The following is a 23,143-nucleotide window of genomic DNA, read 5'->3' on the forward strand; positions in this document are numbered from 1 at the left end:
CTCCCTGTGAAACTCAAACAGGCTGTACCTTTTCTGGAATTTGACTTTGCTTTTGGCCATGACCTTGCTCCTCCAGCGTTGTGCATAAGATTAATACAGCTTGGGGTAGCGGTGTGTCATGGCCATTCAGGGGGCACGATACCATTACACATGGTCTTTCTATTACTTACAATTACACATCGTGCGCTACATTTCATTTACCATTTGTGCTTGGATGTAGAAAAAGTTGATTGGAGCATATAAATAGAGCTTTAAACTTTAAAATTGTGATGTTCGTCCCGTTATTATTATCTCCAAGCTATAACATCTCACCCCGTAAAGGCGCTATATGAATATGTAGCCGTTAGACACATATATGAGCCTCTTTTTAGGATGAGGTTGGTAATGATGAATTATATTAAGCATATAGATTGTTATATTAGCGTGCCATTCATGGCACATATCCGACGTATAAGACATCTAATGATGCCTTCCCAACGCGATTATTTTGTTTTCTCTTTCTATTTCCATCTATGACTCCTCTTTAGTGGCCATGCGCCCTTGCTATTGAGCAATGGTGCCTGTCTCCACGTCTGCTTTTCTAGCAAACATTGATATCCGCTCATGCCAAGTGGCGCTGTCTGTTTATTATTGAATAGGCTTTGTCATAGCATAACATCTTGTCCGTGTACTTTACGCGCGACTATTATTGTGTGTTGTTTCTGAGCGGTGCCGATTACCTAATAGAAATTTTATGAACTCATGCTGGATTGTCTTCAGTAATAGTGTGTTTCATCGATTTCTATGCTGGAAATATATTTTTATGCGAATGGAATTTTTTGCAGGGATCGCGCTACTTTTATAACTATAGGTGTATTTATTATGTCACATTTAAAAGTTGCAGCTAGTTCATCTGTTACTACCTGTTTTGATACAAAAAGAGAAGTTGTCGATGTACATGCGACCGACTTTTGTGATATCGGCGCTGCTGTACTGTCCGTAAATGATGTCCATGATGGTGTCATTGATAAGATTAAATCTAGAGGACTAAACATACCGGTGATTGTCGCTATTTGTTGTGAAGAAAAATTTCCTGATGCATATACTGCTGATATTAATAGTGTATTTGAATTATGTGGTGACCATACAGACTTCTATGGTAAGCAACTTGAAACTGCCATTGAAAAATATGAGGCGCAACTGCTTCCACCGTTTTTCTCAACATTGAAAAAATATGTAGAAATGGGCAACTCAACCTTTGCCTGCCCTGGGCATCAGGGGGGGCAGTTTTTCCGTAAGCATCCCGTAGGGCGGCAATTTTATGACTTTTTCGGTGAAACCGTGTTTCGTGCTGATATGTGCAATGCAGATGTCAAATTGGGTGACCTACTGATTCATGAAGGCGCTCCATGTGATGCACAAAAATATGCTGCAAAAGTATTTAATGCTGACAAGACATATTTTGTTTTAAATGGTACATCATCGTCAAATAAAGTTGTCACTAATGCGCTATTGGCAAAAGGTGATTTAGTATTGTTTGACAGAAACAATCATAAATCCAACCACCATGGTGCACTTATTCAAGCTGGTGCTACACCAGTTTACCTTGAAACAGCTCGCAATCCGTTTGGGTTTATCGGTGGTATCGATTCACACTGCTTCGAGGAGAAATACCTTCGTAAGTTGGTATCAGAGGTGGCGGAAGGACGTCAGAATGATAAACGACCATTCCGATTGGCAATTATCCAGCTGGGTACCTATGATGGTACTATCTATAATGCACGCCAAGTGGTTGATAAAATAGGCCATCTTTGTGATTATATTTTGTTTGATTCTGCATGGGTAGGTTATGAGCAATTTATTCCCATGATGAAGAATTGCTCTCCTTTGTTGCTTGAACTTAATGAAAATGACCCAGGCATTATTGTCACTCAGTCTGTTCATAAGCAGCAGGCCGGTTTTTCACAAACTTCTCAAATTCATAAAAAAGATAGCCATATTAAAGGGCAGGAAAGATATTGCAACCATAAACGTTTTAACAATGCGTTTATGATGCATGCATCCACCAGTCCGTTTTATCCCCTCTTTGCTGCATTGGATGTGAATGCCAAGATGCATGATGGCGAGAGTGGTCGTCATTTATGGATGGATTGTGTCAAGACAGGGATTGAGGCTCGCAAGCTGTTACTGAATAACTGCGAGATGATTAAACCCTTTGTTCCACCGGTAGTGGATGGTAATCCTTGGCAAGATCATACTACTGATGCAATGGCAAATGATTTAAGGTTCTTTGAGTTTAAACCAGGAGAGCGTTGGCATGCGTTTGATGGTTATGAGAATGGTCAATATTTTGTCGACCCTTGCAAGCTGTTACTGACGACACCTGGGATTGATGCTGTCACTGGTGAATATACTGCATTTGGTATACCGGCAACTATTCTGGCTAACTTCCTACGGGAAAATAATATCATTCCAGAAAAATGTGATTTGAACTCAATTTTGTTTTTGCTTACTCCTGGCGAGGATATGGCAAAAATGCAGCACCTTGTTGCACAGATTGCAAGATTTGAACGTTATATTGCTGAAGATGCACCATTGCAAGAAGTTTTGCCAAATGTGTATCAAAATAATAAAGAAAGATATAGCGGCTATACTATTCGTCAATTGTGTCAAGAAATGCATGATCTTTACGTTAGTTACAACGTGAAAGAGTTGCAGCGAGAGATGTTCCGTCGCAGTTATTTTCCGCGAGCTGTCATGAACCCACAAGATGCAAATACTGCTTTTGTCAGAGGTCAGGCTGAATTGGTGGCCTTATCGAAAATCGAAGGAAGAATTGCTGCTGAGGGCGCACTGCCATACCCACCAGGAGTGCTCTGTGTTGTTCCTGGCGAAGTATGGGGCGGGGCGGTTCAGCGTTATTTCTTGGCGCTTGAGGAAGGGATCAATTTGTTACCGGGCTTCTCCCCTGAATTACAGGGTGTTTACATAGAGGAGTCGGATGGTCGTAAACAAGCATACGGTTACGTAATCAAGAAATAAATCAGTTCATGGTGGGTGATTTATCGCCCACCTAACAATAGCTGGCAAGGGTATTTATATGAGTACAAAATCTAATAAGGTTAGTGTATTACAGCTAACAATTATGACTACGATAAATATGATGGGCTCTGGCATCATCATGTTACCAACAAAGTTGGCTGAAGTTGGGTCTATATCTATTTTGTCCTGGGTTATTACAGTGCTTGGTTCTACTGCATTGGCATATGCATTTGCTAAATGTGGTCGTTTCAGTCGTAAATCTGGTGGCATGGGCGGTTATGCAGAATACGCATTTGGTAAGCCAGGTAATTTCATGGCGAACTATACATATGCAGTGTCATTACTGATTGCTAACGTAGCTATTGCTATCTCTGCTGTTGGGTACGGTACTGAACTATTTGGTGTGAGTCTATCCCCGGTTGGGATTTGTTTGGCGACCATCGTTGTGCTGTGGTTCGCGACCTCTGCTAACTTTGGTGGAGCCAGAATTACTGGTCAAATTAGTAGTGTGACTATTTGGGGTATTATTATCCCAGTTTTGGGTGTTTCAATTATTGGCTGGTTTTGGTTTGATAGTACCGCGTATATTGAAGCTTGGAATCCACACGGAATTGAGTTTTTTGATGCTGTAGGGGCTTCCATTGCAATGACTCTGTGGGCATTCCTTGGTCTTGAGTCTGCTTGTGCGAATTCTGAAGCTGTTGATAATCCTGAACGTAATGTACCAATTGCTGTTATGGGGGGGACAATAGGGGCTGCGGTGTTGTATATTGTTTCTACAAACGTTATTGCTGGTATTGTTCCAAATGCGGAGCTTGCAGCATCTACAGCACCATTTGGTTTAGCGTTTAGCCATATGTTTAACCCAGTTGTGGGTAAGATTGTTATGGCGCTGGCGATCTGTTCGTGCGTTGGCTCTTTGCTGAGCTGGCAGTTTACTATCGCTCAAGTTTTCAAGTCATCTGCAGATACAGGTTATTTCCCAAAAATATTCTCTGCAGTAACCAAAGCTGATGCACCAGTGAAAGGGATGTTGGTTATTGTTGTTATTCAAACTGGTCTTTCCCTGTTGACGATTAGTCCAAGTCTAAATAAACAGTTTGAGGTTTTGGTTAACCTAGCGGTTGTAACAAATGTCATCCCATATATTTTGTCTATGGCTGCATTGGCGATGATGCAGAGGGTTGCAAAAGTACCTGTCGGGCAGGCTAAAACTAGCAATATTATTGCTGCTATCGGTATGGCATACAGTTTTTATGCGCTATTCTCATCAGGCTATGAAGCTATGATGTGGGGGTCCTTGGCAACATTCTTTGGCTGGACACTTTATGGCATGATTGCTTCAAGATTTGCTGTTAATGAGCAAGAGGGTGATCTTAAAAAGGTTGCATAAGTTTTTATAAGTCTGTCGTGTAAATTTATGGGCCCTGTAGGGCCCATAAATCTATCAGTAACGCTCGCTGACGATGTCCTGAGTGAAGGACTTCTCGCAATATTTGCACTTCATCCGCACCACGCCTTTCACTTCGCGCACCCGGAAGTAGCTGTCAACCGGCTCGTTATGGGAGATGCAGTTGGAGTTGGGACAGTGGAACACCCCGGCGATGAACTCCGGCAGCTCCAGCTGGTGCTTCTTCACCACATTGAAGTCTTCGATGATGTTGACGGTCGCTTTCGGGGCGAACAGCGCCAGCTGGTTGGCTTGCTGTTCGGTCAGGCGGGTGTTCTCGATCTTGATGAGATCCTTCTTGCCCAGCGCGCCGGATTTCAGGTTGAAGCCGACGGTGATCCGCTCCTGGGTTTCGACCAGCTGGAACAGCTTGAGGATCTTGATGCCCTGGCCAGCGGGGATGTGATCGATGACGGAGCCGTGACGGATGGCTTCGACTTGCAGTTGGTTCTTGTCAGACATGATATTCCCCTAAGCTCAGACAGTTTCGTTCAGTACTAGTGCCAGCAGCGCCTGGCGTGCATAGACCCCGTTCTCCGCCTGCTGGAAGTAGCAAGCGTGGGGAGTCTTGTCGACCGCTACATCGATCTCGTCGACGCGGGGCAGGGGATGCAGGATCTTCATGGTGGGCTTGGCCCCTTCCAGAGTCGCCAGCTCCAGAATGAACTTGGCGGCCATGTGCTTGTATTCGGTCTCGTCGAAGCGCTCTTTCTGGACGCGGGTCATGTAGAGGATGTCCAGCTCCGGCATCACCTCTTCCATGGTCTGGTGGACGCTGAACTGGATACCCTTCTCTTCCAGCTCTTCGCAGATGTAGTCCGGCATCGCCAGCGCTTCCGGGGAGATGAAGAAGAAGCGGCAGTTGAACAGGCTGAGGGCCTGGGCCAGCGAGTGCACGGTGCGGCCATATTTCAGGTCACCGACGAAGGCGACGTTGAGGTTGTCCAGACGACCCTGGGTCTCATGGATGGTGAACAGGTCGAGCAGGGTCTGGCTCGGATGCTGGTTGGAGCCGTCGCCGCCGTTGATGACCGGCACGCGGGAGAACTCGGAGGCCAGACGGGCCGCGCCCTCTTTCGGGTGGCGCATCACCACCGCATCCGAGTAGGAGCCGATGATCTTGATGGAGTCAGCCAGCGTCTCGCCCTTCTTGGCGCTGGTGTTGCCACCGTCGGCGAAGCCGATGATGTTGCCGCCAAGGCGCTGTACCGCGGTCTCGAACGAGAGGCGGGTGCGGGTGGAGGCTTCAAAGAAGCAGCTGGCAACCAGCTTGTCTTTCAACAGGCTGGTGTCAGGTTCAGCCTTCAACCGTTGTGCGGTTGAGACTACCAGTTCCATTTCTGACCGGGTCAGGTCCGAAATGGAGATGACATGTTTCTTATAGAGTGGATTGGTCATCGTCTGCATTCCCTTTGACATCATTGGAGGTTTTTCGGGCACAAAAAAAAGCCCCTGAAACAGGGGCTTTTTTTAAAAATAACTGGGGATCGTTGGGGTGGGAACCGGAAACAACGGGGCCGCTCTGGTGCGCACCACCCGTCTGCAAGGCTGTTTTCTGAATCAAAAACTGCATCGTTTCGTCCCGACCTTTTTCAAAACCGGACAGATTATAGGGCCGCTTTTTTAATTGTCAAAATTTTATTTCCGATGCCAATTTCAGCATGAAAAACGTTTAAGTGGCGGAAACATGACGACAAATCCACACCTTGTGCGTCTCTTGCAGCGATTCCCCATCGCGGACCATGGCGCGCAAATAACCGAGTCTGTGGTGTCCTTCCAGCAGGCAGTAGGGGCGGGGCAGGGGATGACCGTTCGGGTAGCTGGAACCCTCTTCCGGCACCAGCACGATGACAGGTTCGGGCCAGGTGCCGTCGTTCAGCATCTTCTCGCCGAGCCAGGAGCGGCGGACATACCGGTTGCTGCGCAGCATCTCGCCCCAGCGCTCGATCACCTCCATATGGCGGGAGTCCACCTGATCCACCAGTTGCGCGGTGGGCCAGCTTTCACAGGTGAACTGATGGCTGGCGAGATCGATAAAGCTCCAGTTGGACTCAAAACCGCGCCAATGACGGTAAATCCACTGGGAGAGCACATTTTCAGGAATAAAGGGCACCAGCGGCGCGACCCGTTCAAGATAGGCGGGCAGGGCCTCTGTCTTGCGTTCATCCCTGAAGTTGAGGGGCGCCAGTTGTTGGAGCAGTCGGTAATTGAGCATAAGTGGCCTCCCGGTACCTGATTTCACCCTACCCCCATTTGTGTCCCATTCCTACCCCGGCAGGGCTGCAAATACAGCAAGTTATCCCGCTTTGCTGCACAAACAACCGCGACTTGTTCGGGATTTGTGCAATCACATCGAAAGCGTAAAAAAAGCCTTTACCTTTGATCTCCACTTTGTATACTACGCCTCGTTTGTTGCAGGGGCGTAGTTCCAATTGGTAGAACAGCGGTCTCCAAAACCGATGGTTGCGGGTTCGAGTCCTGCCGCCCCTGCCATTTTCAGAGAGGCCAGCTCATTGAGCTGGCCTTTCGCATTTCCGGCGTTCGCCCATTTATCCACCTCTCCTTTCTCTTCTCCTTCTTGCCGCTAGCCCTCGGTGACTGTGGCCACATTGATCTCTATGTCTGCCGCAAGAGCGTTCAATGTGCAGCAACCCGCTGTTTCAGGACGGTGACCAGCCGCTGGTGGCGGGCGGGGAGCGGCCACTCGGCGCGGTAGATCAGCCAGAGGGTGTCGATCACTTCAATGCTGCTCTGGATCACCCGGATCTTCTCCTGGTGGGCAAAGGCGGTGACGGCGAAGCGGGGCAGCACGGTAAAGCCGAGGCCGCGGGCGACCGGCTCCAGGATCAGGCCGATCTGGTTGGTAAAGCCGCGCTGCGGGATCTCGTCAACGCGCTGGCCGGGGTAGCGTCGTCCCAACAGGCGTTGTGCCATGCTGCGGCCATCCGGATGGTCGATAAAGCCGAGCTGACAGAGGTGCTGCCAGCTCTGCTCCTCGCCGTCGTTGGGCACCACCAGACAGAGGGGTTCGCGGGCGAAGGGCTCGGCGGCGATGCTGGGGTGCTCCGGCGGTTGATCCACCAGTCCCAGATCGCTACGCCCTGCCAGTACCGCCTGCACTATGTCGGGGGTGGGGGCGAAACGGTGCTGGATGGTGAGTCCGGTGTGCTCCTGTTGCTGGTCGAGCAGCAGGGGATAGAGCAGCAGGCCGATGCTGCCGGGGGTGGTGAGGGTGATGGCGCCGCGGTGAGGGTCATCGTCAGAGAGGCGCGCTCGCAGCTGTTCGGCGGCCTGTGCCTGCTGGCGGGCGAAGTCGAGCAGCACCAGCCCGCGCGGAGTGAGCTCCAGCTGACGGGGCTTGCGCAGCAGCAGGGGGCCGAATTCGGCCTCGAGACGCGAGATATGCTGACTGACGGCGGCCTGGGTGAGATCCAGCCGCTCGGCGGCACGGGTAAAACTGCCGGTTTCATGCACCACCACCAGGGTATGGAGCCAGAGTGGATTAACCATAAATTTAATTTATGCCTTCCATTAGTTTGACCTTATTTTTCATTATGTCGCCCCTTCCTATCATGTCACCTGTTTCCCACACACAATTTCAAGGTGACGTATGACTTACCCGCGCAACTTCTCCCACATCGGCATCACGGTGACTGACCTCGACAAAGCGGTCGAGTTCTATACCAAGGTGATGGGCTGGTATCTCATCATGCCGGCCACCACCATCAGCGAGGATGACTCTGCCATCGGCGTGATGTGCAACGACGTGTTCGGCCCGGGCTGGGGTTGTTTTCGCATCGCCCACCTCTCTACCGGCGACAAGATCGGCATCGAACTGTTCGAGTTCCCCAACAGCGAGCGCCGTGAGAACAACTTCGAATTCTGGAAGAGCGGGGTGTTCCACTTCAGCGTGCAGGATCCGGATGTCGAGGGGCTGGCGGCGCGCATCGTCGCGGCGGGCGGCAAGCAGCGGATGCCGGTACGCGAGTACTACCCGGGCGAGAAACCCTACCGCATGGTCTACATGGAAGATCCCTTCGGCAATATCGTCGAGATCTACAGCCACAGCTATGAGCTGACCTACTCCGCCGGTGCATATCAGGGGTAAGTGACAGGCCGCCTTCGGGCGGCCTGCTGCTTTGTTGTTACAAGAGTCAGTAGCATGGAATAGCGATCTGGTTCACACGAATAGCGCGTTCTGTTGTTGATAGATGGGAAAATATACAGATTCACTAAAGTCTGTTCATATTGCGGCCGATAGCCTTTGATACATCAGGGTTTTCCCTGCCTGACACAACAACAAGGATTCGTCGTCATGACCCTCTCTCTGCGCGGCAAGCTGCTGGCCACCAGTCTTGGCGTAGTGCTGCTGATGGCATCACTGCTCGGCATCGTTGCCTTTCACACCCTAAAATCCCGCACCATGAGCGCCATCCAGAGCGAGGCGGTCAACTATGGACACGCCTACTCGGTCGCCATCGGCGAATGGATGACGGATCGCAAGAACACCGTCCATGCGCTGGTCAACCTGATCAGCGATAACCCCCAAGCCGAGCTGGTGCCCCACCTGAAGCAGGCCTATACCTCCGGTGGGTTCGGGCTCACCTATTTTGGCTCCGCGCAGGGGGTGATGACCCGGCAGGATCCCTCCCTCAACACCGGCAACTATGACCCGCGCGAGCGCCCCTGGTATCAGGATGCGGTGAAAGCGGGGCAGCTGATCGTCACCGCCCCCTATGTCAGCGTCACCATGCAGAAGCTGGTGGTCACTCTTTCCGAGCCGGTGCGCCATCAGGGCGAGCTGGTCGGTGCTGTGGGGGCCAACCTGGCGCTCGACAAGCTGATCGACGAAGTGCTGGCGATGAAGGTGCAGGGTGAGGGCTATGCCATGCTGCTGGACAGCAGCGGCCTCATCGTCGGCCATCCGCAGAAGGATTTGGCGCTCAAGCCCATCGCCGAGCTGGCGCCGGGACTCTCTGCCTCCACCTTCCAGCAGTGGGGCCGTGAAAACAGCGAGCTGCACGCCGCCACCCTCGACGGGCGGGATGTGCTGCTGGCGGTACAACCGGTACCGGGCACCGACTGGCTGCTGGCCATGGTGATGTATCGCGATGTGCTGGAGGCGCCGCTCAGCAGTCTGCTGTGGGAGCTGGTGGGGCTGACCCTGGTGCTGATGCTGGTGTTCAGTGCCCTGCTCACCGCCACCTTCAAATACCTGTTCGCCGATCTCGGTCGGGTCGCGCACGCTCTGCACGACATCGCCCACGGCGAGGGGGATCTCACCGTTCACATCAACACCCACAGCAAGGATGAGGTGGGTCAGCTGGCCCAGAACTTCAACCAGTTCGTGGCGCGGCTGCACGGTATCGTCAGCCGGTTGCGGGATGTGACCGTCGAGCTGGCGGCCCAGTCCCGTGCCCAGGCGGCCGGGGCGCAGGCTCGCAGTCAGCGGGTGCGCCAGCAGCAGGACGAGATCGTGATGGTGGCGACCGCGGTGACCGAGATGGCCTCCGCGACCCAGGAGATCGCCGGTAACGCCGAGTTTGCCGCCACCACCGCCACCGATGCGGTCGCACTGGCGGTCGCCGGCCAATCCCAGGTTGGCCAGAGTCAGCGCAGCATTACCGGTCTGGCGGACGAAGTGGCCGATGCCAGCCAGATCATCAATGAGCTCGACAGCCATGCCCAGAAGATCAGCGGCATTCTGGCGACCATCAGCGGCATCGCCGAGCAGACCAACCTGCTGGCACTCAACGCCGCCATCGAGGCGGCGCGGGCCGGTGAGCAGGGGCGCGGTTTTGCGGTAGTCGCGGACGAGGTGCGGGTGCTGTCACGCCGTACCCACGACTCCACCGACGAGATCCAGCAGATGATCGAAACCCTGCAACAGACCACCCGTCGCGCCGTGGGCGGCATGGAGACCAGCCGTCAGCTGGCGGGTACCAGCGTCGAGGATGCGGAAGCGGCCAACCAGAGCCTTGCCCGGATCAACGAGGCGATCGGCTCCATCAGCGACATGGCGACCCAGATCGCCGCAGCGGCCGAGGAGCAGACTTCGGTGACCGGCGAGATCAGCCGCAATACCGAGAATATCCGCCACGTCTCGCAAGAGCTGGCCGAGCAGGCGGGCAACGAGGCGGCGCAGGCGGCGGAACTCAAGTCGTTGACCGAGCGGCTGGAGCAGGAGATCGGCCGCTTCCGGCTCTGACATCCCGCCACTCCAGCAACAGAAAGGGCAGCCCGCGGGCTGCCCTTTGTTATTTCACGACTGGCTTAAGGGGTCTGTTTGACCCAGATAAGCTGGTCGGTGGCAAAGCCCAGCGACTTCGCCTTGGCGACCAGCGCATCCACCTTCGCCTTGGGCGGGTTGGGTGAGCGGGAGAGGATCCAGAGGTAGTCGTGGTTGTAGCTGGTCACCAGCGAGAGCTGGTAATCGGGGTCGAGGTCGATGACGTTGTAGCCGCCGTAGAAGGGGCCGAAGAAACTCACCTTGAGCCGCGCCTCGTCCGGGTTGCCGACGAAGTAGGCCTTGCCCTCGGCTTCGCGCCAGCTGCCATCGCTCTGCTTGCCGCGGTTGAGCACCTTGACGCCGCCATCGTCCCGCAGGCTGTAGGTGGCGCTCACCTGCTCCAGCCCCCGCTCGAAGCTGTGGTCGAGGCGGGCGATTTCGTACCAGGTGCCAAGATAACGATCGAGCTGGAAGCCGGTAACGGGGCGAATGCCATCGGCAATCCCGGTACAGGCCGTCAGCAGCAAAGCGGTGAACAGGCAAAGCAGTGAACGCATAAGTAATCCCTCTCTTGTTATCCCTCAATGATGCGCAGCTGGCCATCCCGGAAGCGGGAGGCCTGATCTGTCGGCGTGCTGCCGAAGAAGCGCTTGTACTCCCGGCTGAACTGGGAGTTGCTCTCGTAACCGACTCTGGCCGCCGCGGTGCCCGCCTTGATGCCGTCGTGCAGCATCATCATCCGCGCCTTGTGGAGGCGAAACGACTTGATGTACTGCAGCGGCGAAGTGGCAGTGACCGCCTTGAAGTGGTGGTGAAAGGCGGAGACGCTCATGTTCACCTCCCGCGCCAGCTCCTCCATGGTGAGGTTGTCGGCATAACGGGACTCTATCATACGCAGCACCCGGGCGATCTGGCCCACATGGTTGTGGCGATTGGCGAGCGCTTGCAGCGCCGGGCCGCCCCCCTCGGTGAGGGCGTGGAACAGCATCTCGCGCACCGTCTGCGGCCCCAGCACCCTGGCGTGCAGCGGGTTGTCCATCAGCTCGATCAGTCGCTCGGCAGCGCAAAACATGGTTTCGGACAGGGGGACCGAGTGGACGCCGCTCTTTTGCGGCGCGGGGGCGGGCAGGGCATCGCCCAGCTCCAGCAGCAGCTCTTGCAGGGTGACCAGATCGATCTCGATGGTAAAACCGATAAGCGGCTGCTCGGGGGAGGCGAAGCACTCGCACTCGCAGGGGAGCGGCAGGGTCATCAGCAGATAGTGGTTGGGGTCGTAGCGAAACACTTGATCCGCCAGATAACCCACCTTGTGTCCCTGCAGGATAACGATCATCCGCGGTTGGTAGAGCACCGGGGTGCGGCCATGGTGCTCGGTGGTATAGATGAGGTTGACCTGTTTCACCGGTGATGGGGTGATGCCGGGGGCGGTGACGTGGCGGGTCAATCTGGTTGCGAGGTCGCTGTAACGGTTTTGCATGGGCGCTCTTTGATTCGACAGTTCCGGTTTTCGCTGCTTTGTAGAAATAGGCAAGAATCAAGCAGGATGTTGTCTTGATGGTAGGGTGTTTCTGGAGAAAAATGCAATCACGATTTCGCGGCCAGGCCGCCCTGACTATCAGAAGAAGGCAATGTCGATGAACAACTTTACTCTCCATACCCCGACCAAAATCCTGTTCGGCCAAGGGCAGATCGCCCAGCTGCGCGAGCAGCTTCCGAGCGACGCCCGCGTCATGATCACCTACGGCGGTGGCAGCGTGGTACGCAGCGGCTTGCTGGAGCAGATCCGCAACGAGCTGGCTGGCATGACCCTGTTTGAATTTGGCGGCATCGAGCCGAACCCGGCCTACGAGACCCTGATGGGCGCCGTGGAGCTGGCCCGTGCCGAGCGTGTCGACTTCCTGCTCGCCGTTGGCGGTGGCTCCGTGCTCGATGGTACCAAGTTTATCGCCGCTGCTGCGCACTACGATCTGGCCAAGGATCCCTGGCACATTCTCGAAACCGTCGGCAGCGAAGTGCGTTCTGCCATCCCGCTTGGTTCAGTGCTGACCCTGCCGGCGACCGGTTCCGAAATGAACATGGGCGCCGTCATCACCCGTCGCAGCAGTGGCGACAAGGTGCACTTCTTCTCGCCGTTCGTGATGCCGCGCTTCGCCGTGCTGGATCCGGTGCTCACCTACACCCTGCCCGAGCGTCAGGTGGCGAACGGGGTAGTTGATGCTTTCGTCCACATCGTGGAGCAGTACCTCACCTATCCGGTTAATGCCAAGGTGCAGGATCGCTTCGCTGAAGGCTTGCTGCTGACCCTGATCGAAGAGGGCCCCAAGGCGCTGGCCGAGCCGCACAACTACGAGGTACGCGCCAACATCATGTGGAGCGCCACCATGGCGTTGAACGGCCTGATCGGTGCCGGTGTGCCGCAGGACTGGGCCACTCACATGTTGGGTCACGAACTGACCGCCCTGCATGGCCTCGACCACGCCCAGACTCTGGCGGTGGTGCTGCCTGCCCTGCTGCAGGCCAAGCGCAAACAGAAACATGCCAAGCTGCTGCAATACGCCGAGCGGGTGTGGGGTCTGAACAGCGGCAGCGAAGCGGAGCGCATCGACGATGCCATCGCCGCGACCCGCGACTTCTTCGAGCGGATGGGGGTCAAGACCCGTCTGCGTGACTACGGTCTCAAAGATCTGGGTATCGACACCCTGATCGGCAAGCTGGGTGAGCACGGTATGACCCGTCTGGGCGAGCACAGCGATATCGATCTGGTGCAGAGCCAGCATATTTATGAAGCGGCCTGGTAAGGGCCGCCAATCGGTGCCAAACGGGCGAAACGATTGAATTGCCGGGGCCCTCTCCCGCTATCTGGCGGCTGAGCGGCCCCGCTTTTGTTGGGAAAATGTTACTTTTCGGCGTTTCGCTGCGAGAAGTGCGACGAAAGCGGATTTCGTAAGAACAAAAAACGCTAAGATAGAGGGCCGGTAAAACATTTTTTTTGACTGGTTGGATCACTTTTTTCAGCCGTTTTTACTGGTATAAGCCTCTAATTTGGTTTGTTTTTTTTAATCGTAGCCAGGGATGGGCTGAATTCTGTACGAGTGCCGTCGGGACTGCGGTTGTAATAAAACTCCAAAATTTGATACTAATCACCTTCGCGCCTGAAAAGCGGGGGCCTGACCATGACAGGAGGTTGAGGTAAAGCCTACTGATTTTCATAACAAAGAGCCCTGGACCTGCACTTTGGTCATGTCTTGTTTCGTCAGAAGTGAGACACTGGGCAGCGATTGTTTATTAACCATCAGGGAATAGTCATGCAGATTGGAATACCGAGAGAGAGTCTCGCCGGTGAGACCCGGGTCGCAGCGACCCCGGCTACCGTCGAGCAGCTGAAAAAGCTCGGCTTCGAGGTCGCCATCGAGACCGGCGCAGGCCTGTCGGCCAGCTTCGATGATGCCGCCTTCGAGGCTGCCGGTGCCAGCGTGGTGCCGAATGTCTGGCAAGCCGACCTTATCTTCAAGGTCAATGCGCCGACCGATGCCGAGATCGCACAAATTAAAGATGGCGCCACTCTGGTGAGCTTCATCTGGCCTGCCCAGAACCCTGAGCTGGTCAAGAAGCTGTCCGAGCGCAACATCAATGTGATGGCGATGGATATGGTGCCGCGGATCTCCCGTGCCCAGTCCCTCGATGCCCTCTCCTCCATGGCCAACATCGGTGGCTATCGCGCCGTGGTTGAAGCTGCGCACCAGTTCGGTCGCTTCTTCACCGGTCAAATCACCGCAGCCGGTAAAGTGCCGCCTGCCAAGGTACTGGTGATCGGTGCCGGTGTGGCCGGTCTGGCTGCCATCGGTACTGCCGGTTCCCTCGGTGCCATCGTGCGTGCGTTCGATACCCGTCTGGAAGTGGCCGAGCAGATCGAATCCATGGGTGGGGAATTCCTCAAGCTGGACTTCGGTGGTGAAGACGGTGCATCCAGCGATGGTTACGCCAAAGTCATGTCCGATGAGTTCATCAAGGCCGAGATGGAGCTGTTCGCCCAGCAGGCCAAAGAGGTGGACATCATCATCACCACCGCCCTGATCCCGGGCAAGCCGGCTCCCAAGCTGATCACCAAAGAGATGGTCGACAGCATGAAGCCGGGCTCCGTCATCGTGGACATGGCCGCTCAGGCTGGCGGTAACTGCGAATACACAGTGCCGGGTGAACTGCATATCACCGACAACGGCGTCAAGGTGATCGGTTACACCGATCTGCCGGGCCGTCTGCCTGCTCAATCCTCCCAGCTCTACGGTACCAACCTGGTCAACCTGATGAAGCTGATGTGCAAGGAGAAGGACGGCAACGTTGCCATCGACTTCGAAGACGTGGTTCAGCGCAACATGACGGTGATCCAGGCCGGTGAAGTGACCTTCCCGCCGCCCGCCATCTCCGTCTCTGCTGCCCCGCAGAAACCTGCTGCCGCCAAACCGGCCGCCAAGAAAGAAGAGGCCAAGCCTTCCAACAAGAAGTTCGTGTTCGGTGCCCTCGGTATCGCCGCCTTCGGCTGGATTGCGTCTGTTGCCCCGGCAGCCTTCCTCTCCCACTTCACCGTATTCATCCTGGCCTGTGTGGTCGGTTACTACGTGGTGTGGAACGTCTCTCACGCCCTGCATACGCCGCTGATGTCGGTCACCAATGCCATCTCCGGTATTATCGTGGTCGGTGCCCTGCTGCAGATCGGGCAAGGGTCGACTCTGGTTACCGCATTGGCCTTCATCGCCGTGCTGATTGCCAGTATCAACATCTTCGGCGGCTTCACCGTCACTCAGCGCATGCTGAAGATGTTCCGTAAGGATTAAGGGGGTTTAACGTGTCTCAAGGACTGGTAACAGCATCCTATATCGTTGCCGCCGTGCTCTTCATCCTCAGTCTCGCGGGACTGTCGAAGCAAGAAACGGCCAAGCATGGCAACCTGTTCGGTATCGCGGGTATGGCTATCGCCCTGCTCGCCACCGTATTCAACCCGGAGACCAGTGGCGTTCACTGGATTATCCTGGCCATGGTGATCGGCGGTGCCATCGGCGTGCGTCTGGCACTCAAAGTCGAAATGACCGAGATGCCCGAGCTGGTGGCCGTGCTGCACAGCTTCGTGGGTATGGCGGCAGTACTGGTGGGCTTCAACAGCTTCATCGATCTGCACCCCTCTGCCCCTGCTGAGGTAGTCGTCTCCGTCGGTTCCAACCTGGATGCCACTCTGGCAGCCGCCCGTGCGGCGTTCGAGCAGGCCAACAGCGTCGCCCAGGTCGAGCACCTGACCGGCGCCATGCTGAACATCCATCTGGTCGAGATCTTCCTGGGCGTCTTCATCGGTGCCGTAACCTTTACCGGTTCCGTGGTTGCCTTCGGCAAACTGCGTGGTCTCATCTCCTCCAAGCCACTGATGCTGCCGCACCGCCACAAGCTGAACCTGCTGGCCGTGGTCGCTTCTCTGGCGCTGATGGTCTACTTCGTCAACGCGGGCGGCTCTACCTTCGCCCTGCTGGTGATGACCTTGATCGCCTTCGCCTTCGGTTGGCATCTGGTTGCCTCCATCGGTGGCGCAGACATGCCGGTGGTGGTCTCCATGCTGAACTCCTACTCCGGTTGGGCGGCGGCGGCGGCGGGCTTCATGCTCTCCAACGACCTGCTGATCGTCACCGGCGCTCTGGTAGGTTCCTCCGGTGCGATCCTCTCCTACATCATGTGCAAGGCGATGAACCGCTCCTTCATCTCCGTGATCGCCGGTGGCTTCGGCTCCGATGGCGTGGCCTCCACGGCTGATCAGGAGATGGGCGAATACCGCGAAACCAGCGCCGAGGAAGTGGCTGACCTGCTGAAGAACTCCAGCTCCGTCATCATCACCCCGGGCTACGGTATGGCGGTGGCGCAGGCCCAGTATCCGGTGGCTGAAATCACCCAGAAGCTGCGTGATCGCGGCGTCAAGGTGCGCTTCGGTATCCACCCGGTTGCCGGTCGTCTGCCTGGCCACATGAACGTGCTGCTGGCGGAGGCGAAAGTCCCGTATGACATCGTGCTGGAAATGGACGAGATCAACGACGACTTCGCCGATACCGATACCGTGCTGGTGATCGGTGCCAACGACACCGTCAACCCGGCTGCGATGGAAGATCCGGGCAGCCCGATCGCCGGTATGCCGGTACTGGAAGTGTGGAAGGCGCAGAACGTCATCGGCTTCAAGCGCTCCATGAACACTGGCTACGCCGGTGTCCAGAACCCGCTGTTCTTCAAGGAAAATACCCAGATGCTGTTTGGCGATGCCAAGGCCAGCGTCGAGGCAATCCTGAAAGCACTGTAAGTGCCGCTCAGAGAGTGAATATCAAGGAGGCTTCGGCCTCCTTTTTTATTGCTCATCCCTTGTATATCCTCAATCCATACGGACCATGAGGGATCTCCATGATGTGGTGTCAGGGTTGGCGAAGGATCGGGTTGTACGGCTGGCTGCTGGCCTTCCTGTTTGGTGCTGGTTCGGCCGTAGCAGCGGACGAGCCGCCGACTCTGACGCTGCTGACCGAGCTGTGGCCCCCTTATGTGATGCGTGGTGACAATGGCGAGCTGGCCGGCGCCGATCTCGATCTGGCCTGTACCGTGTTGCGCCAGATGGGTTATCGCACCGAAATCAGGGTGCTGCCCTGGAAGCGGGTTCTGCAGCAAGCCCGTCTCAAGCAGGGGGATGCGGTGCTCGATGTCTTCTTTGAACCTTCCCGCCAGCATTGGCTCCACTACCCCGAAGAGCCGCTCTCTTACAGCGGAGAAGTGCTCTTCTATCCATCGGCCCGTCCGGTGGATTTCAAACAGCTCTCCGACCTCAAGGGTCTGCGGATAGGTATTCAGGAAGATTATGCCTACAGCCCCGATTTTCTGACCGATCCCGGGGTGATCCGGATGCCGATGACGGGGGAGGGGAATGCCATCAAACAGCTGCATCTGATGATGGCTGGTCGGCTGGATGGGGTGGTGCTCAACGAGCGGGTCGGTCGCTACTTGCTGCACACTCAGGGGTTGCAGGATCAGGTGAACCACGGCTCGCGCCTGCTGACCGACGACAACCGCAACTTCCTCGCGTTTACCCACAAGCCCGGCCACGACCAGCTGGCTATCCGTTTCTCCTCTGCCCTCAAGGCGTTCAAACAGACTCCCGCCTACAAGCAGCTGCTGGCCCGCTATCACCTCTGAGTTGCCGCCCTGCTGTGCGCCGCTTCACAATTTGTCGCACTTTGTTAAAAGGTGGGCATAATGGCGAACAAAAAGGGGATGCCGCTCAACATTAGTTGATCTTGTTGATAGTAGAATCAACTGCGGTTTACTCAAAGTTACTCATATATGTCCACAGCAGCCATCACTGACCAGATCAATTCGTTAACGGATGAAGAACGTCATCTGATCGCCAGTTTCGAGCCCGCGGTCGAGGCGCTGGCCGCGCTGTTTGGCGCAGGGTGCGAGGTGGTGTTGCATGCGTTCGATACGCTGGATGCATCGGTTATCAAGATTGCCAACGGCCATGTCACCGGTCGTCGGGAGGGGGCGCCGGTCACCGACTTTGCCCTCAACCGCTTGCAGGGGGAGGCGGGCAGCCAGTGGAGCAGCTACTTCAGCCGTACCCGCGACGGGACGCTGATGAAGTCCTCCTCCATCACTATCAGCAACCGGCAGGGCAAGCCCATCGGCATGCTCTGCGTGAACTTCAGTCTGGATACCTCCCTTGGCTGCCTGCTCGATACTTTTGCGCTGCCAGCGGCACCGGCGCCGCTCAACAACGAGACCTTTGCCAGCTCGGTGGACGATCTGGTGACCCAGGTGATTGAGAAGGTGGATCGGGACGATTCGCTCTCCTGCACGGTGCGCAACAAGGAGATAGTGACCCGGCTCTTCGACATGGGGATCTTCGAGATCAAGGAGGCGGCCCAGCTGGTTGCCCGGATGCTTGGCATCTCCCGTCATACTGTTTATCTGCATATCCGTAATCACAAGGCGGATCTGAACAAGCAATAACTGCCTGCGGGCACCCTGAACATGAGAAACACTGCGATGAAAGCACAATGGTCCGACTTTATTACCCTGCTCAAGCGTGAAGTGGTGCCGGCCCTGGGCTGTACCGAGCCGATGTCGGTAGCGCTGGCAGCGGCCAACTGCCGCAAGCTGCTGGGGGAGACCCCGACCCGCATCAGCGTCTGGGTCAGTGGCAATCTGTTCAAGAACGGCATGGGGGTCGGGGTGCCGGGCACCGGCATGATCGGTCTGCCGGTGGCCGCTGCGGTCGGCATCACAGGGGGCAACCCCGATGCCGGGCTGGAGGTGCTCAAAACCCTTACACCAGAACAGGTGGAAGCCGCCAAGGCGCTGCTGCCGGTGATCAAGGTGGATGTGAAGGATGTGCCGGACGTGCTCTACGCCGAGGTGCTGGCCGAAGTGGAGGGCCATAGTGCCCGGGTGGTGATCTGTACCGACCACACCCGCATCATCCTGATGGAGAAGGATGGCGAGGTGCTGATGGAGCAGAACAGCGCCCCCGGCGTGCAGATCCAGCCAGCCAAATCCGCCAAACCGGCCATGACCCTGCGGGAGATCATCGATTTTGCATTGGAAGTGCCGCTGGCGGAGATCGACTTTATCCGCGAGGCCGCCACCATGAATCAGGCGCTGGCAGATGAAGGATTACAGGGTTACGGCCTGAAGATCGGCAAGATCCTCACCGAACAGGTGGAGCGCAAGCTGCTCTCCGATGACCTGATGACTCTGGCGATGCGCCTCTCCTCCGCCGCCTCCGATGCGCGAATGGATGGCGCCATGCTGCCCGCCATGTCCAACTCGGGCTCGGGTAATCAGGGCATTGCCGCCACCATGCCGGTGGTCGCGGCCGCCCGCTTCCTCAAGGCGAGCGACGAGCAGCTGACCCGGGCACTGGTGATGAGCCATCTTGTGGCCATCTACATCAAGACCTATCAGAACAAGCTGTCGGCCCTCTGTGCCGCCAGTACCGCCGCGATGGGATCTGGTGCCGCCATCACCTGGCTGCTGGGCGGCCAGTATCAGCAGATCAGCCACTGCATCAACAACATGATTGGCGATGTCTCCGGCATCATCTGCGACGGCGCGGGCAGCGCCTGCTCCATGAAGGTCTCCACCTCCACCTCGGCGGCGGTTAAGTCTTCGCTGATGGCTATCAACAACCTGCATGTCCCCCAGAGCGAGGGGATCGTCTCCGACGATGTGGACCAGACTATCGCCAATCTGGGCCGCCTCTCCAAAGAGGGGATGCTGGATACCGACATCGAAATCATCAATATCATGCGAGCGAAACAGCAGAAGCAGTGAATCTGTGACAAGGGGGCGATAGACCCCCTTGTTCTTGTCACGACGGCGCAGACCGTCTGACACGGTTGCCAGGGCAAGCATGGCGCTTGCTCTTGTTTCTCGGGCCCAAGCCCGCTTTTTGGGGAGTCATACCATGACATTTAGCGTTATCGGCAATCTGGCCATCGCCGCCATCTTGCTGTTCTTTCTCTACCGGTTACAGGAAAAACATGTGAGCTTCACCCGCCGGGTATTTGCCGGTCTGGGGCTCGGTATTCTGTTCGGCGCCGCGTTGCAACTGCTTTACGGTGCAGGTTCGCCCGTCATTGTTCAGACCATCGACTATCTGGATATCGTGGGTAGCGGCTATGTGAAGCTGCTGCAGATGATCATCATCCCGCTGATCATGGTCTCCATCATCAGCGCTATCTTGAAGCTCAATGGCGGCACTGCGCTGGGCAAGATCAGCGCCATGACCATAGGCGTGCTGATCTTCACCACCGCCATCGCCGCCGGGGCGGGCATCCTGATGTCCAACCTGTTTGGCCTGACTGCTGAAGGGCTCACCTCCGGTGCCGCCGAGAGCGCTCGTGGCGCCGCGCTGCAGACCACCCTCGGCAGCGTCGAGAGCATGTCGTTCGCCAAGATGATGCTGGAGTTCATTCCCGCCAACCCCTTCCTCGACATGACCGGGGCGCGCAAGACCTCCACCATCGCCGTGGTGATCTTCTCCATCTTCATCGGCCTCTCTGCCACCGGCATCGCCCGCAAGAAGCCGGAGATCTTCGCCAGCTTCAGCCACTTCGTGGCCGTGGCTCATGCCATCGTAATGCGAATGGTGACTCTGGTGCTGCGCCTGACCCCGTTTGGCGTACTGGCGCTGATGGCCAAGGTGGTCTCCGGCTCCAACTATGCAGATATTCTCAACCTGCTCAGCTTTGTGATGGCCTCTTACGGCGCCATCGCCATCATGTTTGTCGTGCACCTGCTGCTGGTGAGCATGGTCGGCATCAACCCGCTGCGCTTCCTCAAGAAGATCACGCCGGTGCTGGCGTTTGCCTTCACCTCGCGCACCAGTGCGGGCTCCATCCCGATGAACGTGCAGACCCAGACCAAGTCGCTGGGTATTCCTGAGGGGATCGCCAACTTCGCCGCCTCCTTTGGTTCCACCATCGGCCAGAACGGCTGTGCCGGTATCTATCCGGCCATGCTGGCCGTGATGATTGCCCCGACCGTCGGGGTCAACCCGATGGATCCCGGCTTTATCATGACCCTGATCGCCATCATCACCGTCAGCTCCTTCGGGGTGGCCGGTATTGGCGGTGGCGCCACCTTTGCCGCGCTGATCGTGCTCTCCGCACTGGACTTCCCGGTGGCGCTGGCCGGTCTGCTCATCTCCATCGAGCCGCTGATCGACATGGGCCGTACCGCGCTTAACGTCTCCGGCTCCATCACCGCAGGGACGGTCACCAGCCGCCTGATGGGTGAGACCGACATGCATGTGTTCAACAGCGATCACGAAGTGAGTCTGGACGGCGAAGAGTCCACCGTCTGATTTGCTGTCGGTTGATCTGCCCGTGGAAAGGGGCGACCCTTTCCCGTCATAGACCGCAGGGAGGGCATGCCCTCCCTGCGCCATTGAGAGGAAAAACTATGAGAATTCTGATCATCGGTGGCGAAGCCGCCGGTATGAGTGCGGCGGCCAAGGCACGCCGTCTGGCCAAAGATGCCGACATCGTGGTGTATGAGGCCTCCGAAGTGATCTCTTTCGGTGCTTGCGGCCTGCCTTATTTCGTCGGCGACGAGTTTCAGGATCCCGGCTACATGGCCGAGTTCACCCCGGAGCAGTTCGCCGCCAAGGGGATCGAGGTCAAGATTGGCCATCGGGTATTGAGCGTTGACGCAACTGCCCAGACCCTGCAGGTGGAGCACAACGGCGACACCTTCACCGACAGCTACGATCGGCTGATGATCGCCACCGGCGCCCGCGAAGTGATGCCCCCCATCCCCGGTTTGCAGCAGCAAGGGGTATTCGGTCTGCGCCGGATGGCCGACGGGCTGGCGCTCAAAGCTGCGGTGCAAGACAAGAATAATCGCCGCGCCGTGGTGATCGGTTCCGGCTTTATCGGGCTGGAAGTGGTCGAGGCGCTGGTCCATCAGGGCAAGGAGGTGCGTCTTATCGAGCTGGCGGATCGAGTCATCCCCGATGCGTTTGATGGCGAGATCACCCAGCACATCGAAACCGAACTGCGCGAGCAGGGGGTCTCTCTCCATCTGGGTGAGCGAGTTGAAGCGCTGCTGGGGGATGGCCGGGTGACCGGCGTGCGCACCAGCCAGGGCGAGTACGAGGCCGATATCGTGGTGGTCTGCACCGGGGTCAAGCCCAACACCGAGTTTCTGGCCGATACCGGCATCGAGCGGCTCGGCAACGGCGCCATCAAGGTGGATCGTCAGGGACGCAGCTCGCTGGCCAACGTCTGGTCGGCCGGTGACTGTGCCAGCGTCTGGCACAGCGTGAAGCAGCAGCAGGTCTATGTACCGCTCGCCACCATCGCCAACAAGCTGGGGCGCATGGTGGGTGAGAACCTGGCGGGGGCCGAGCAGACGTTCCCGGGCACTCTGGGTTCCGCCGCGCTCAAGGTGCTGGGGCTGGAGGCGGGCCGTACCGGCCTCTCCGAGCAGGAAGCCAAGGCGATGGGCATCGACTATCGCACCGTGGTGATCAAGGACAAGTGCCACACCAACTACTGCCCGGGTCAGTCCGACATTCACGTCAAGCTGGTCTATGAGGCGGGCAGCAAGCGGCTGCTGGGCGGCCAGATCCTCGGTCGCAAGGGGGCGGTACACCGCATCGACGCGCTGGCGGTGGCCATCACCATGGGAGTGACCACCGAGCAGCTCGGCATGCTGGACTTTGCCTATGCGCCGCCCTTCTCCCGCACCTGGGATGCCCTGAACGTGGCGGGTAATGTCGCGAAGTAAGAGTTGTGATGACGGACGGCGCTGGGAAGGCGCCGTTACGTTGCCCCAGCTCTGCAGAGCAATCTGCGGGTAACAGCTGAGGGTAAATTGCAGCGATAAAAAAACCGATGCCAAGGCATCGGTTTTTTACTATTACC

Annotated in this window: 20 protein-coding genes and 1 tRNA gene; 14 read left to right on the plus strand and 7 right to left on the minus strand. The window is 56.6% G+C overall.

Annotated elements, in window-relative coordinates:
* The first annotated feature begins 432 nt into the window (after positions 1-432).
* The 3 genes from speFL to potE all read left to right on the plus strand — a co-directional run bounded on the left by speFL (position 433) and on the right by potE (position 4,414).
* Complete coding sequence (speFL, locus tag BN1139_RS21930; protein WP_139405678.1) at positions 433-516, plus strand: leader peptide SpeFL; 84 nt, start codon at positions 433-435, stop codon at positions 514-516.
* A gap of 267 nt (positions 517-783) precedes the next feature.
* Positions 784-3,021 carry an ornithine decarboxylase SpeF gene (gene speF / locus BN1139_RS03490; RefSeq protein WP_013724189.1) on the plus strand — a complete coding sequence of 746 codons (2,238 nt, stop codon included), beginning with the start codon at positions 784-786 and terminating at the stop codon, positions 3,019-3,021.
* Between the two features lie 58 nt (positions 3,022-3,079).
* On the plus strand, positions 3,080-4,414 hold the full coding sequence (gene potE / locus BN1139_RS03495) for a putrescine-ornithine antiporter (protein WP_005356281.1): 1,335 nt from the start codon (positions 3,080-3,082) through the stop codon (positions 4,412-4,414).
* A gap of 54 nt (positions 4,415-4,468) precedes the next feature.
* Here the strand turns inward: potE and pyrI are convergent, their stop codons facing one another.
* From pyrI to BN1139_RS03510, 4 genes are all read right to left on the minus strand, one after another.
* A complete protein-coding gene (pyrI, locus tag BN1139_RS03500) occupies positions 4,469-4,933 on the minus strand; it encodes an aspartate carbamoyltransferase regulatory subunit (RefSeq protein ID WP_005339730.1) in 465 nt (154 codons plus the stop codon).
* 15 nt (positions 4,934-4,948) lie between these two features.
* Complete coding sequence (pyrB, locus tag BN1139_RS03505; protein WP_005339735.1) at positions 4,949-5,869, minus strand: aspartate carbamoyltransferase; 921 nt, start codon at positions 5,867-5,869, stop codon at positions 4,949-4,951.
* Positions 5,850-6,044 (minus strand): hypothetical protein, encoded by a 195-nt coding sequence (locus tag BN1139_RS21530; RefSeq protein ID WP_013724188.1) that lies wholly within the window; start codon positions 6,042-6,044, stop codon positions 5,850-5,852. Before BN1139_RS21530 ends, pyrB begins: the two co-directional genes overlap by 20 nt.
* 99 nt (positions 6,045-6,143) lie before the next feature.
* Positions 6,144-6,686, minus strand: coding sequence for a hypothetical protein (locus tag BN1139_RS03510; RefSeq protein WP_005356285.1), 543 nt, complete (start codon positions 6,684-6,686; stop codon positions 6,144-6,146).
* Positions 6,687-6,887: 201 nt separating this feature from the next.
* Between BN1139_RS03510 and BN1139_RS03515 the strand changes: the two genes are divergently transcribed.
* Positions 6,888-6,964: transfer RNA gene (locus BN1139_RS03515), tRNA-Trp, on the plus strand.
* A gap of 144 nt (positions 6,965-7,108) precedes the next feature.
* Here BN1139_RS03515 and BN1139_RS03520 read toward each other — a convergent pair.
* Entirely contained in the window at positions 7,109-7,981 is an 873-nt protein-coding gene (locus BN1139_RS03520; protein WP_005356294.1) for a LysR family transcriptional regulator, read from the minus strand.
* Between the two features lie 100 nt (positions 7,982-8,081).
* Between BN1139_RS03520 and BN1139_RS03525 the strand changes: the two genes are divergently transcribed.
* The gene (locus tag BN1139_RS03525; protein WP_005356296.1) at positions 8,082-8,579 is read left to right on the plus strand and encodes a lactoylglutathione lyase family protein; all 498 of its coding nucleotides are present in this window, start codon (positions 8,082-8,084) and stop codon (positions 8,577-8,579) included.
* Positions 8,580-8,786: 207 nt separating this feature from the next.
* Positions 8,787-10,679, plus strand: a complete 1,893-nt coding sequence (locus BN1139_RS03530; protein WP_005356299.1) for a methyl-accepting chemotaxis protein — start codon at positions 8,787-8,789, stop codon at positions 10,677-10,679.
* A gap of 65 nt (positions 10,680-10,744) precedes the next feature.
* Here BN1139_RS03530 and BN1139_RS03535 read toward each other — a convergent pair whose 3' ends face one another.
* Both BN1139_RS03535 and BN1139_RS03540 read right to left on the minus strand, forming a co-directional pair.
* Positions 10,745-11,257, minus strand: coding sequence for a lipocalin family protein (locus BN1139_RS03535; RefSeq protein WP_005356301.1), 513 nt, complete (start codon positions 11,255-11,257; stop codon positions 10,745-10,747).
* 17 nt (positions 11,258-11,274) lie between these two features.
* On the minus strand, positions 11,275-12,177 hold the full coding sequence (locus BN1139_RS03540; protein WP_005339751.1) for an AraC family transcriptional regulator: 903 nt from the start codon (positions 12,175-12,177) through the stop codon (positions 11,275-11,277).
* A 157-nt stretch (positions 12,178-12,334) separates the two neighbouring features.
* Between BN1139_RS03540 and yqhD the strand changes: the two genes are divergently transcribed.
* The 8 genes from yqhD to BN1139_RS03580 all read left to right on the plus strand — a co-directional run bounded on the left by yqhD (position 12,335) and on the right by BN1139_RS03580 (position 23,006).
* On the plus strand, positions 12,335-13,498 hold the full coding sequence (gene yqhD, locus BN1139_RS03545; protein ID WP_005356302.1) for an alcohol dehydrogenase: 1,164 nt from the start codon (positions 12,335-12,337) through the stop codon (positions 13,496-13,498).
* 507 nt (positions 13,499-14,005) lie between these two features.
* Positions 14,006-15,532 (plus strand): Re/Si-specific NAD(P)(+) transhydrogenase subunit alpha, encoded by a 1,527-nt coding sequence (gene pntA, locus BN1139_RS03550; RefSeq protein ID WP_005356304.1) that lies wholly within the window; start codon positions 14,006-14,008, stop codon positions 15,530-15,532.
* 11 nt (positions 15,533-15,543) lie between these two features.
* Positions 15,544-17,028, plus strand: a complete 1,485-nt coding sequence (gene pntB, locus BN1139_RS03555; RefSeq protein WP_005339759.1) for a Re/Si-specific NAD(P)(+) transhydrogenase subunit beta — start codon at positions 15,544-15,546, stop codon at positions 17,026-17,028.
* Positions 17,029-17,126: 98 nt separating this feature from the next.
* The gene (locus tag BN1139_RS03560; protein WP_005356314.1) at positions 17,127-17,906 is read left to right on the plus strand and encodes a substrate-binding periplasmic protein; all 780 of its coding nucleotides are present in this window, start codon (positions 17,127-17,129) and stop codon (positions 17,904-17,906) included.
* Between the two features lie 147 nt (positions 17,907-18,053).
* Positions 18,054-18,722 (plus strand): helix-turn-helix transcriptional regulator, encoded by a 669-nt coding sequence (locus BN1139_RS03565; RefSeq protein WP_005356316.1) that lies wholly within the window; start codon positions 18,054-18,056, stop codon positions 18,720-18,722.
* Positions 18,723-18,743: 21 nt separating this feature from the next.
* The gene (locus BN1139_RS03570; protein WP_041202835.1) at positions 18,744-20,045 is read left to right on the plus strand and encodes an L-cysteine desulfidase family protein; all 1,302 of its coding nucleotides are present in this window, start codon (positions 18,744-18,746) and stop codon (positions 20,043-20,045) included.
* A gap of 133 nt (positions 20,046-20,178) precedes the next feature.
* Positions 20,179-21,579 (plus strand): L-cystine transporter, encoded by a 1,401-nt coding sequence (locus tag BN1139_RS03575; RefSeq protein WP_005356325.1) that lies wholly within the window; start codon positions 20,179-20,181, stop codon positions 21,577-21,579.
* Positions 21,580-21,677: 98 nt separating this feature from the next.
* The gene (locus BN1139_RS03580) at positions 21,678-23,006 is read left to right on the plus strand and encodes a CoA-disulfide reductase (protein WP_005356330.1); all 1,329 of its coding nucleotides are present in this window, start codon (positions 21,678-21,680) and stop codon (positions 23,004-23,006) included.
* The last annotated feature ends 137 nt before the right edge of the window (positions 23,007-23,143 follow it).

The organism is Aeromonas veronii bv. veronii, from assembly GCF_000820225.1.
GTDB classification, from domain to species: domain Bacteria; phylum Pseudomonadota; class Gammaproteobacteria; order Enterobacterales; family Aeromonadaceae; genus Aeromonas; species Aeromonas veronii.